Here is a 12,816-nt window from a genome sequence, read left to right on the forward strand (position 1 = left end):
GGTTAATTTTTGGTTATTCCGACCTCAGAGAATCCACCGGATTCGAACTGGCAGCCCTCAGTGCCCGATAACCCGTGCTAATCAATGCGATAACCAACGTGAAGCCAAAGCCAGTAACGAGGATCAGCAGGTTGAAATCCATGCGGTAGACGAAGTTCTGCAACCAGTCGTTCATCAACCAAAAGGCCACAGGAGCGGATATGACAAACGCTATTCCAAGCAAAAGCACGGTCTCCTTGCCGAAAATATACATGATCTGCCCCACGCTGGCGCCCAGCACTTTGCGCACGCCAATCTCCTTCACTCGCTGGTTAGCCACAAACGAAATAAGTCCGAAAAGGCCCAGCGCCCCTATGAAAACGGCCATGCCGGCGAAAATAGTGAACAGCTTGCTTAGGTTCCGTTCCGACTGGTAGGCAGCACTGATATCGTCTTCCAAAAATGTATAGTCAAAAATAGCCTCAGGGTAAACTTCCAGCCATACTTTGTCAATTTCACTGATCGTATTTTCCATGCCCGCCAAAGAGGGTGCACTGGCATCCAGCTTGATATCAATGGCGAAAAAGCCAGGAGGATAATAAAGAAGAACCACGGGCTCCAGGTCACTGTGAAGGCTTTGCACATGAAAATCTTTCACCACACCCACAATTTCTTTCTCTCCACCCCAACCTGATTGTATGCTTTTGCCAATGGCATCCTGCGGACTCGAAATCCCGATGAATTTCAGTACCTGCTCGTTAACTACAATGCGCTTCAAAGAGTCGGAAGGCCTGATGTTTCGCCCCGCAAGCAGCTCCAAATTAAAGAAGTCAACATAGTACTCGTCTACTACTTTATAATTGGCACTATAGGATTCCGTCACTCCTCCATCGGGATAGCTGAAATCGCCACTGGCAGTATTTCGGTCAATTGGAGAGCCCATGCCGAATGTCACATCGGCCACCCCGCTAATGCTGTTAATCTTGTTACGAAGCTCCTCAATGTCTTTTGGGTTGGGGTTGCTTAAATAGGTGGTAACAATTGCTTCTTTAGTGAAGCCCAGGGGCTGGTTTTCCATGTACCTGATCTGCAGAAAGACAACCAGCGTGCCAATGATCAATGCCTGGCTAATAACAAACTGCACAACCACCAGCCCTCTTCTGACTGACAGTCCACCGGCATGCCTTCCTGATATATTGTTCTTTATGGCCAGAATCGGATTCATTCTTGACAGCACCAGCGACGGGTACAAACCTGCCATCAGTGAAACCAGCAACACTACTCCCGCAAGAAATAGTATTGCATTTGGGTGACTGCCGAGGTCAACAGAAAGGTGATAGCCGAGAATGTCCTGTAACTGTATAAGAAACACTTCGGCCACAGCCAGGGCTAAAAACCCCGCAAAAAGTGTGATGAGTAATGCTTCGGAATAAAACTGAAACACCAGCTGCACTTTATGGCTGCCCATCACTTTTCTGATGCCTATTTCTTTAGAGCGCCTGACAGCCTGAGCAGTGGCAAGGTTGGTGAAATTGATACAGGCAGTAATGATCAGAAATGCAGCAATGGCGACAAGGGCCCACAAGCGATCCATGTCCACTGCACGGCCGGCATAATTCCCATAGTCAGCATTAAAGTGGATATCGGAAAGCGGCTGCAAATCGAAAGAGGTCCTCGAAACCTCGTCTTCTGAATGATGCTGACTCCAAACCTCCGAGATGGTTCTGAGTAAGCTACTTTTTACTGTCTTATCCTTTACAAGCACAAAGCAGTTGGTGGCGCTACTCATGCTGCTCCACGATTTGCCTTCCTGATAGTAATCACTCAAGTCAGCGATATTGTGATAGTGTATCAGCAGATGAAAGGGAAAGTCGCTGGTCGCCGGCGGCGCCTGAAACACTCCCTTAATAGTTAACTTAAGGCGAGAGTTGATTGAAATAACCTTCCCAATCACACTTCCCCAATCATCACCCCTCACGTCAAAATATTTCCTGGCCCACCGATCAGAAATAACCCCCGAGTTGGTCTCTTCTACGCCCCTGGCAAGGTCTCCACTCAATGACGGAAAAGTGAAGATCTTAAAGAATGAGGGCGTCACAAAAGCCATGTTCTCCTCTTCACTCAGCTTTTTGAGCTGTTTGTCGCCATCCCATGACGCTACTACACCTCCGTATTGATAATGCGCCATCGCCACTTCGTCAACGGACGGAGACTCCTCTCTTAGTGCGCTTCCAAATGGATGCGGCACATTGGTAGCATGATAGAGCTTGTTGGGCTCCTGAAACGAGCGGGTTACCCGGTAAATCTGGTTATAGTTTTCATGATGTTTGTCAAAGCTCAGCTCATACGACACGATCGAATAAACCACCAGTGAACAGCCAATGCCCAGTGAGAGTCCCAAAATATTGAGAAACATATAACCAGGGTTTCTCCGGAAAGTGCGCAGCGTGGTAATGATATAATTTCTGATCATATCCTTGGCTTTTAAGAGGTGGAAAATGATTACTCCGACCTCAATGATTCGACTGGATTGACCCGGGCAGCGAGAAACGAACGGTAGCCAGTGCTTGCCAGTGCTATAACAAGAGATACGCTAATGGCCAATACAAAGAACACCGGACTAAATGGTGTGCTATAGGCAAAGTCATCGAGCCAACCCCGCATCACCCAGTAGGTAAGCGGCGCTGCAACCACAAAAGCCACACCCAGCAACACAACCACCTCTTTGCTGAAAATAAAGATGATTTCGCCCATGCTGGCACCCAGCACTTTACGAACGCCAATTTCTTTGACCCGCTGGTTGGCCAGGAAGGAAATAAGCCCGTACAACCCGAGACCACCAATGAAGATGGCGATGCCTGAAAAGATAAGGAACAACTGGCTGACGTTTTTCTCCGTTTGATAGCGGTCGGCAATCTGCTTGTCGAGGAAATCATAATCGAAGATAAAGTCCGGGTAGGTCTCGCTCCATACCTTGTCGACCTCAGCTACCAGGTTATCTATTTTTGCCACCGCATCACCTGTAGTGGAAAGCTTAACCCCCATTTCATAGAATGCACCAGGGTAGTAAATAATCATCGCAGGCCTGAGCTCGGAGTGAAGGGAGAAAATGTGAAAGTCTTTGAGCACTCCTACCACCTCTTTGTTTCCGTTGAAGCCAGTTGTTAGCTTTTTGCCAATTGCTTCGGCTGGATTATCGATGCCCATGATGTGCATGACCTGCTCGTTGATGACAACCGCTTTAAGAGAATCGGATGGCCTGATGCTCCTGCCGGCCAATAGTTGCAGACCGTAAAAATCGATATAGTTCTCGTCGGCTATTTTGAAGTTGGCGCTGTACTGATCGGTAACGCCACCATCGGGATAACTGAAATTAGAGTTCGAGTTGCTGCCAGCAAGTGGTGCACCCAGCGAGAAAGTAACGGCCTCAATCCCACTGACACCCAGCAGCCTGTTTCGCATGGTCTCAAGTGTTTGCGGATGTTCCTGATCAGGGATATATACATTGATGATGGCGTCTTTTTCGAAGCCAAGTGGCTGACTTTGAATAAAACGCATTTGCATGAGTACCACAATGGTCCCGATAATCAAAGCCTGGCTGATGGCAAACTGAATGACTACCAGCGCTCTTCGGAGCGAAAGCCCGCCGGTGTGCCTGTCAGAAGTAATCTTGTTTTTGATGGCAAGCACAGGGTTCATTTTCGACAGAATGAGCGATGGATAAAATCCCGCCAGCACGGTAACACTCACCACCGCCAGCACCAGGAACGTCAACATCTGTGGATTCCCCAACAAATTGATAGACAGCCTGTAGCCCAAAATGTCCTCCAGCTGGATTAAAAATAGCTCTGCAATGGCCAGAGAAATGAGGGCGGCAATAGCAGTAATGATAAAGGTTTCGCTGTAGAACTGAAGTAAAAGCTGCCCACGGTGGCCACCCATTACCTTACGGATGCCGATCTCTTTAGACCTTTTTACTGCCTGAGCCGTCGCCAGGTTAGTGAAATTGATACAGGCAGTGATGATCAGAAACAGTCCTACCACTCCAAGTGCCATGATCAGTCGCATATCCATGGTGCGGTCGCCATAGTTTTCATATTCGCCATTGAAGTGCACGTCGGACAACGGCTGTAAACCAAACTCCAGCTCTTCCACGGCGTCTTCGTCGTAGTACTTTTTAACGAACTCAGGAAAAGACGCCAGCAGTTGCGCCTTATCGGTTTCGTTCTTAATCAGCACATAACAGTTGGTTGAGCTACTGGTGCTATTCCATCTCGTACCATCCTCATAATAAGGATTCATGTCCTTGAGGTTATGGTAGTGAATGATCAAATGGAAGGGGAAATCGCTGTTTTTAGGAGGCGCCTCGAAAATACCTTTGATAGTAATGGATAGCTTTGAATTAATCGTCAACCGCTTGCCTAGGGCCTGCTCCAGCGTAGCGTCGGTCAGGTCGAAATATTTTTTTGCCCATTCGTCAGAAATCACAGCCGAGTTGAGCTCTTCCACGCCTTTGGCGAGGTCACCCGAAATAGATTCGAAAGTAAAAACCTTGAAAAATTCAGGAATAGCGTAGGCGATACCCACGTCCTCGTTGAGCCTGCGAAGCTGCACATCACCTTCCCACGAAGCTACAATCGCTCCATACTGGTAATCGACCTTTGCTACTTCGTCTATAAAAGAATAGTCTTCCCGCAGAGCACTACCCAGCGGGTGTGGGACACCTGAACCATATTCTATCTTGTCGGGTTGATGATCGGCCCTTGTTACCCTGTATATATGGTCAAAATTCTCATGGTGCCTGTCATAGCTGAGCTCATAGGTGATCACCCTGTAAATAACGAGGGAGCACCCGATGCCCAATGCCAGACCAAAAACATTGAGCAGCATATAGCTGATGTTCCTGCGGAAGCTTCTAATGGTTGTGATGAGATAGTTTCTGAACATGGTGCTAAAGTTAATAGTATGCCAGCCAGTTAAGAAAATGTTGTGCCATTAAGTTTAAACTACTCATTGTCAGTTTGTTACGAATATAGTATGAAAATATAGTTGGATTAGGTGTTTGGTTTTGCTACAAAAAAGTGTTTGTTTTTGATACAGTTTCTTTCGTGACGTCATAGCATACTGCTGATACCGGTAATTGCGAGTGAGCCAGATTCAGATGATCTATGTGCCGGATCGGGTAGCGAGTGTGGCAATCTGTTGAAGGTGAACACAAGCTTAGTGATCGTATTTAGCAGAAAGATTGCCACGGCACGGGAGTGTTTTCACCCAATGGGTAATTTCACGGTGCCTCGCAATAACCGTAAAAACGAACACCGTTGCCCAATAACTATTAACTAAAATCAAATAACTACTAGCCGCCAAATGCCCCTTCACCCATCCAAAATACTTATTGTAGACGACGACCGGGACGTACTTACCACAGCCCGGATGCTCCTCAAACATCACTATGAGGGTGTGAAAACCAGCGTGCATCCCAGTGAGGCACTTGCCCTGATGGAGCAGTTCCATCCGGATGTGGTATTGCTCGACATGAACTTCCAGCGGGGAGAAAACACTGGTGAGGAAGGACTAAGGGCGTTGACGAACCTGCTGGCCAAAGACCCGTTACTCAAGGTCATTCTGCTTACTGCCTACGGCGACATCAACCTGGCCGTGGAAGGCATGAAAGCCGGAGCCGCTGACTTTGTGGTGAAGCCCTGGTCGAACGAGAAACTACTGGCCACGATCCAGAATGCACTGAAGCTGAAAGCCGCCGAAAAAAATGCGGAGAAGTACAAAGCGATTAGCACCGACATCACCGAGAGTGGCAAGCTGCTGGAGGAAGAACTCATTGGTCACTCGCCTGCATTCAAGCAAGTGCTGGCGACCATCAAAAAGGTAGCGCCGACGGATGCCAACGTGCTGCTGCTGGGAGAGAACGGCACCGGCAAAGATGTGATGGCCCGCTACCTGCACAGCCTCTCCACCCGTAACAACCAGGTGTTTTTCAGGGTAGACACGGGTTCTTTGCACGAAAAGCTATTTGAGAGCGAATTGTTCGGCCACGTGAAAGGAGCCTTCACTGACGCCAGAGAAGACAAGCCAGGCAAGTTTGAACTGGCCGAAGGTGGCACCCTTTTTCTTGATGAAATAGGCAACCTCTCCCCTGCCTCTCAGGCCAAAATCCTGACTGCGCTGCAACAAAAAACCATCACCCGACTGGGCTCCAATAAACCCATCCCCATCGACTTCCGGCTGATCAGCGCCACCAACCAGCCGTTGGCACAAATGGTTGCCCACGGGGAGTTTCGGCAAGACCTGCTCTTTCGCATCAATACCATTGAAATTACCCTGCCCACGCTGAGAGAAAGGCGGGACGACGTCCTCTTACTGGCCAGTCATTTCATCAGCCATTTTGCCAAAAAATACAGGAAGGGAGCGCTACAGCTTTCTGATGTGGCAAACAAGCAGCTAACCGATCACCACTGGCCCGGCAATATCCGGGAGCTGATGCACACCATGGAGCGGGCCGTGATTATGGCCGAGGGTTCGACCATCAACTACTTTGACCTGAGCCCATCCAAAACAGCGGCTGCTGACTCGCCACCGGAAACGCTGAACTTGCAGGAAAACGAGCTCAAGCTGATCAACGAAGCACTCAAAAAACACCAGGGCAATGTGACCCGGGCAGCCCGTGAGTTGGGCATCGACCGGCTGGCCCTATACCGCAGAATGGAGAAGTATGGTATTAAATAGATTCCTTCTGTGGCTCACTATCCGCACTGGCCTGCTGCTGGCAACGCTGGTAGCAATTGCCTACTCATTCACGCAGTTTGAGCTGATATATACCCCTTTGGTACTGGCGGTTGTGGCGATTTTCCAAATTAGCGATCTGTGGCGGTTTATCCGCCGCACGAACGACAACCTTACCCGCTTTCTGCAAGCCATAGAAACCAGGGACTTCACTGTCGGCTTTCGGCAGGACAAAATCGATCCTTCTGAAAAACGGCTTCACAAAGCCTTCGATCTCATTCTTAACACCATTCAGGCGTCGGAGCTCTCCCGACAGGCACAGTACCTGTATTTGCAGGGCATTGTGGAGCATATCCCCACGGGCATCATCGCCATCAACGAACGAGAGCACATCGACCTCATCAATCCCGAAGCCCAAACCCTGCTTGACATTCCGAATGTGGCCAACTGGAAAAACCTGAAGACGGAAAACTCCGAGGCGATGGCGCAGCTGCTGCAGCTCAGTCATGGTGAAAGTCGTTTGCTGGAGATCACCATCAGTGGAAACAAGAAATACCTGAGTGTGTCGCTGTATGCCTTCAAGCTGATTGACAAAAGCATCAGGCTGTTCACCATCAAGGACATTGCCAACGAGATTGACCAGAAGGAGCTGGAGGCGTGGATCAAGCTCACCAGGGTGCTCACCCACGAGATCATGAATTCGGTGACTCCCCTCTTGTCGCTGACGGAAACCATGATCATGGTGCTAAAGCAACCCAATGGCAAAGCCAAAAAGGTGGCTGACCTGACGGACGAAACGATCAGCGACATGGTGGAATCGCTGGAAACGATACAGCTGCGCAGCAAGGGCCTGCTGCAATTTGTGGAAGACTACCGCAAGTTTACCCGGGTGCCGGAGCTGCAGCCGGCGCCTATTGAGGTGAAAAGCATGATCGGCTCCATCAACCTGCTGATGGCTTCAGAACTACAAAAAGCCGGCATTCAGGTGCAAATGCCTGAGCAAAGCACCGACCTGACCATTCAAGGGGATCGCAAACTGCTGGAGCAGGTGTTCATTAACCTGCTGACGAACGCCATCCATGCGCTAGATGGATGCGACGCCCCGCTCATTACCTGGCGCTTTGAACCGGGAGACCGCTGGGTGGACATTGCCATCAAAGACAACGGCAGCGGCATCGACGCCGACAAGCTCGAGCAAATTTTCATTCCTTTCTTTTCTACCAAAAAGGACGGTTCCGGCATAGGCCTTAGCCTCAGTCGGCAGATCATTTACCGACACAAGGGCCGCATCCATGTGTATTCGGAAAAGGGGGTGTTTACGGAGATGGTGGTGAGATTGCCGGTGGGGTGACAACCAACAGGCTAAACGAAGTGGTAAAACCTTTTCTCGGATACAACGCACTTATCTTTTATGTCTAAGAGTTCGATCAGTTCATTTGGGCTGACGATCAGTTCAGAAATAACAATAGGCAATGCTTTTTTGGCATTAAGCATAATTGCAACATACTCCAGATCAAACGCAGCGCCTCTTCGGCGGATAATGTGTTTAAAATGCATAATTGTTTTGATCTCTTTTCTCTCAATCAATTGGCCTCTAACCGTTACCCTGTGGCCAGGCTCTATCATAATGACCAAATTCTTCTCTTTTCCAAAGAATTTGACAAAGTTGACCCAGCCTGGAATTTGAAAAGAAAGGATGACTAATGCGCCGAGAGTAAGGAGAACTGGCGTTAGATCGAACATAATATCGGATTGATACTCGAACGATACTTTCAAAAGATACAGGACAAAGAATAGGTAGAAAAAGGAGAACAATATCGAAGGATAGTGTGGAAATAGATCAAGCTTTCGAACAATTTGTCTTTCAGAATTCATGCTCATTCAAAGGTACTATGGTACCGATTCTCTTATATCGTCCTTTTATTCTCAACAGTTATTTCAGATCCTTCTGCAAGCATAACTGACGTTGGTTGGAGGTTGGAGAGTTCGCCAAATTCAGTTCCATAAACCAATCCGAAGTTGACGTCTATCTTGTATTCAGAAACTTCATAACAATCCCACCTTGGGTGAGTTACTTCATACTCAAGAGATGAATTCTTCCCGGCCTTTGTATATCCCCAGTAATGCTCAGTGATAAATTCAGATTCAGAACCCCGTGCAATAACTGTTGGATCGAGAGCTGCTTTAACCGAAAACACATTCTCTTCACCCTTTAGAGACCAACAATATTTTACAGTTCTGCTATTTTCGTGCTCGACCCAATCATGAGACATTTTCATGGTCTGGTAATGCTCCTTGTAAACTGTATTCGCTACAAAAGTCAGCGCTGGCTTAGGAACAATTTCCTTTATAAAAACTACTCCCCTTTTCCACTCACCTCTGTCACTAAATCTGACATAGAATCTCAGATTTACCTCTTCGAAGTTGCGATGAAATGGAATGGGTATTCCAAGTAGCCTGGTGTTCAAAAACATGAAGCCGACAAGGCTGACATAACAGGTACCGTTCCACAAATCCAATTCAGTTTTGGGTGGAATATGTCTGGCCAATACTTTTGGATCGATTGCGTAATTCGCAATAGCCAGTTTTCTCCATTCTGCCTTGAGGAAGCTCATATGCGGTTGTGTAGTGCCAATGTCTTGTTGACAAGTAACTATTAGAAATCCCTAACCTTTTTAGTTACGCTCGCCAGCCCTTTTTAGGTGTATCTGTTGTGGCATACGTTCTAACTGAAATAACCATAGAGCTTGATATTCACCACTACAAGATAGGCTGCGACTAAACTTCCGGCAAATGGAAAAACCCAATCCTGTAGGCTATTTAACGTCAAATTCAAAAGTGACCTTTTCCACAAAGGTATTATTCCTATCAAGGTCTTTTACCAACCGTTGCTCCAAGTGTGCTTCTGCTTCCTCCAGTGTCCTGTAGTGATTTAAATCGGACGTCCGGCGTCGGCCTTTTTCAAACTCGTTCTCTACAAAATCTGTCCATTCTGAAACCATCTCCCAAACTTGTTGGTCGCTAGTCGTTTTCGAATAGACACCCGTTACCACTACATGTTGTCGCTCTCCTGGTGAAACGTCAATCAATCTGGAATGGCAAAAAAAATAAACGGTTTGTTCTGGTTTGCCTGAATCAAAAATTGGGTTTCCGATTGTCGTCCAAAAGAGTAAAAAGATTGACAAGATTGTATTCATGGAGATTTTCGTTGATTGCTTTAAATATATTTATTCAAGACTATAAATGAAAAAAAATATCAGCCAATCTATTTCCTATGTCCCCTATTTTTAGGCCGGTACCAAACAGCCATTTCTATCTTTATCTATTGTAAAAACTGAAGGCTCTCACAAATTCGCCTCAATTGCCTTGATGATCTCCTCCTTATCGAAGCCTTCCCTGATATAAACGAACCTGCCTTTTCTGTCCAGCAGTATAAAGGTGGGTGCTACACGGGCTTCGTATTCCCTGGCCACTAATTTGCCGTTGTATAATGTAGGGGGTTCGATGTTATACTTTTTTATGTAGCGGATTAATTTGTCGTAGCTGGAATTGAGCGTTTCAATGCCATACACCCTCAATCCATTCTTTTTATACTTTTCCTGGAGGGCATTGATAGCTGGCACGGCTTCCACGCAGCCTTTGCAATAGGGAAACCAAAATTCGAGCAGCACCAGGTTGCCTTTTTGGCTCGACAGACTTACAGAATCACCGTCAACCATCGGGAGCTTCCAACCAGGAGCCATGCTGCCGATTTTTGTCGTCATGTTAGTTGCCTCGGCTGCATCAAACTCCTCATAGGTCTGTCTTGAAAATGCTGATGGATATCGCTCATACGTCCAAATACTGTCGGGCCTTCTGGCGTTGGTGTTGATGTGCTTGAAAGTAACCAATTGAAATCCTTGATTTCCGGGAACTATCGTTCGATAGCTATAAGGCAGATAGGTCTCTTTGTCAATCAGCAATTCTTGCTCAAGTACTATCCCCTTTTGCTCCACTATATCTATTCCGTCTCTAATTCTCCTGTTTTTTAACTCAATGGTGAGTTTGTAATAAGACCGGCCATCTACCACCTCATCCTCGTGCTGCACAATGACAACAGAAGGATCCTTCATCATTAGTGGCAATAAGCTCCTGAGAGACAGCATAGAGTTTCGAACCCAAAAAGATCCGCCTAAATGGCCTTTTGTTGGCGTGTTAGCAAACAGAATCCTACGCTCTTGAATATTGCAATTGTATTCAGTCTTTCCGTTGAAAACTTCCTCTCCGTAATTTGATTTAAAATGGTACCTCGCCCCAATTGTGTTGTCGCCAGCAGCAAAGTCAAAGAAACAAACGGCACTATCCAGGCTGGATTTTGTCTCATTCTTGTCTACTCTTTGAGACAGGTGCAGGTACTCAATGGTTTTCAGGGAATTGAGCGTGGAAATGGTTTTGAGCAGGATGTCGTTATCATATAAACGAGTTCCTGGAAACAAGCTGATAAATGCGAAAAGTAACGGTAGCGATGTCATTGTGTTTACCTCAATTTGTATCACTGGTAAAAGGAAGAAAACAATCGAAAATACGCATTTACAGAACTTCTACTTAGTTAGCCTGAAGCACCCCACCATCGGCTTCCCATTCCATCAATTCGCTTGTCTAATCGGGTGACGGAAGAAAATAATGCCAAAACATATGGCAAATGCTGCGTAAATGACCCCAGTTACCCAGATAAGGTGGGAAGCGTGTGGATTTGACATCAGCACTTTCACCAGGGCCAGTCCGCCAATCAGAAAGTGAGTCATATTGGCTACGGCTACTGGCCGGTTGTATATCCCTCCTATCAGGCTGCCTTTGCTCATCCAGTTGAGCATGGCAAAAGCGAAGTACAAGGCGCCCAGTATTTGCATCAGCAGCAGTGCGGTATCACTCTCCTCCATATGGGCATAATTCAATAAGGCATCGGGCATAAAGGTCAGGGCAATACCGGCAGTCCCCAATATAACCGCTGCCAGTGTCATGATAATTTTGGTCTTCATATTTTGTGTGCTGAGATAAAAGGCGGAATATACTGTACAATCCGCTGAGCGGGAAACGCTGCCTCGCCAATTCTGCATTTCCCCCACAACTTTCAATACGAAACTAAACATGCAGAGGGATCGGCGAACTTATATGTGTCGTACCTACGGCACTCCGCCTCGCTGCCACCACCCAAGCCACCAAGATGCCGTCCCTATGGGACTTGTCAAGACGGCTATGGTGGCACTGAGGCAAACTTTATGGCTTAATGGGAATTGCAAAGCCCCACAGGAGAGCTACCGCTGCCCAGTCCCGTAGGGACGACACACCGGTAAGCTCACCATGTAACGTCTTTTTTTCGCCAAGTGCCGTAGGTACGGCACATATGCTTGCCAGCAAGTCCACTACTTCGTCTGGAGTCTATGCTCCTTCATCAGCCTGTAAATCGAATAGATGCCCGGTATCATTGGCAGGAAGGCCGTCCACATACCTGAAAAGTAGTAGCTGCCAGTTGTCTTGTAATAGTAGTTGGGCATGTCTGCTACTTCCACGCCGTGGATGGTTTGCGTAATGTTGCTCACATTGCCAGGCTCCAGGCTGGGCGTCAGCAACGGAAAGACATAGTGGGTAAATTCTGCCACGCCTGGCCCGATGAAGATGAACCAGGCGATAAAGCCAGCCAGCGGCACCCGGTAATAAAGGCCCAGCGAAGTTAATGTGTAGATAGTCGGCCCTACAAGAGAGAAAACGATTAAAAAACTTCTCTCTGTCCAGGGAATATCGAAAAGCCGACTCATGGCTGGGGCAAAGCCCGTTTCATACTCTTCAATGATGTGGATTTGCAGGCCGGCCACGGTGAGCAAAAACAATGGCAAAATGATCTTAGGGTCAGTGGGATTCTTAAGGTAGGTGAAATACCAAAACAAGAAGCCCACGGTGGCAGAGCTACCAATAATAACGACAGGTGGAAGGCCTATTTTCAAATATCCTACCACTGGCATGATGATACAAAAGGCAAGGGCGATGATCAGGCTAAAAATTCTGGAAATACTTGATGTTTGCATGGTTGTAAAAAGTTGGTTGATGCAAACTTTCGAAGAA

At 47.3% G+C, this 12,816-nt stretch carries 10 protein-coding genes; 2 read left to right on the forward strand and 8 right to left on the reverse strand.

Features of this window, described 5'->3' with window-relative positions; genetic code table 11:
* Positions 1-13 precede the first annotated feature (13 nt).
* Positions 14-2,452, reverse strand: a complete 2,439-nt coding sequence (locus AAC052_RS03470; protein ID WP_339810948.1) for an FtsX-like permease family protein — start codon at positions 2,450-2,452, stop codon at positions 14-16.
* A gap of 29 nt (positions 2,453-2,481) precedes the next feature.
* Complete coding sequence (locus AAC052_RS03475; RefSeq protein WP_339810950.1) at positions 2,482-4,926, reverse strand: FtsX-like permease family protein; 2,445 nt, start codon at positions 4,924-4,926, stop codon at positions 2,482-2,484.
* 420 nt (positions 4,927-5,346) lie between these two features.
* Here AAC052_RS03475 and AAC052_RS03480 point away from each other — a divergent pair, with 420 nt between their 5' ends.
* On the forward strand, positions 5,347-6,720 hold the full coding sequence (locus AAC052_RS03480) for a sigma-54 dependent transcriptional regulator (RefSeq protein WP_339810952.1): 1,374 nt from the start codon (positions 5,347-5,349) through the stop codon (positions 6,718-6,720).
* Positions 6,707-8,068, forward strand: a complete 1,362-nt coding sequence (locus AAC052_RS03485) for an ATP-binding protein (protein WP_339810954.1) — start codon at positions 6,707-6,709, stop codon at positions 8,066-8,068. Before AAC052_RS03480 ends, AAC052_RS03485 begins: the two co-directional genes overlap by 14 nt.
* Positions 8,069-8,079: 11 nt before the next feature.
* Here the strand turns inward: AAC052_RS03485 and AAC052_RS03490 are convergent, their stop codons facing one another.
* The 6 genes from AAC052_RS03490 to AAC052_RS03515 all read right to left on the reverse strand — a co-directional run bounded on the left by AAC052_RS03490 (position 8,080) and on the right by AAC052_RS03515 (position 12,779).
* A complete protein-coding gene (locus AAC052_RS03490) occupies positions 8,080-8,592 on the reverse strand; it encodes a hypothetical protein (protein ID WP_339810955.1) in 513 nt (170 codons plus the stop codon).
* 32 nt (positions 8,593-8,624) lie between these two features.
* The gene (locus tag AAC052_RS03495; protein ID WP_339810958.1) at positions 8,625-9,332 is read right to left on the reverse strand and encodes a DUF2071 domain-containing protein; all 708 of its coding nucleotides are present in this window, start codon (positions 9,330-9,332) and stop codon (positions 8,625-8,627) included.
* A gap of 201 nt (positions 9,333-9,533) precedes the next feature.
* On the reverse strand, positions 9,534-9,914 hold the full coding sequence (locus AAC052_RS03500) for a hypothetical protein (RefSeq protein ID WP_339810960.1): 381 nt from the start codon (positions 9,912-9,914) through the stop codon (positions 9,534-9,536).
* A 147-nt stretch (positions 9,915-10,061) separates the two neighbouring features.
* On the reverse strand, positions 10,062-11,228 hold the full coding sequence (locus tag AAC052_RS03505) for a TlpA disulfide reductase family protein (protein WP_339810962.1): 1,167 nt from the start codon (positions 11,226-11,228) through the stop codon (positions 10,062-10,064).
* Between the two features lie 114 nt (positions 11,229-11,342).
* Positions 11,343-11,735: a hypothetical protein gene (locus AAC052_RS03510; RefSeq protein ID WP_339810964.1), complete on the reverse strand. Its 393-nt coding sequence runs from the start codon at positions 11,733-11,735 to the stop codon at positions 11,343-11,345.
* A 384-nt stretch (positions 11,736-12,119) separates the two neighbouring features.
* The gene (locus AAC052_RS03515) at positions 12,120-12,779 is read right to left on the reverse strand and encodes a hypothetical protein (protein WP_339810967.1); all 660 of its coding nucleotides are present in this window, start codon (positions 12,777-12,779) and stop codon (positions 12,120-12,122) included.
* Positions 12,780-12,816: the final 37 nt, after the last annotated feature.

Source organism: uncultured Imperialibacter sp., from assembly GCF_963974565.1.
Taxonomy (GTDB): Bacteria; Bacteroidota; Bacteroidia; order Cytophagales; family Cyclobacteriaceae; genus Imperialibacter; species Imperialibacter roseus.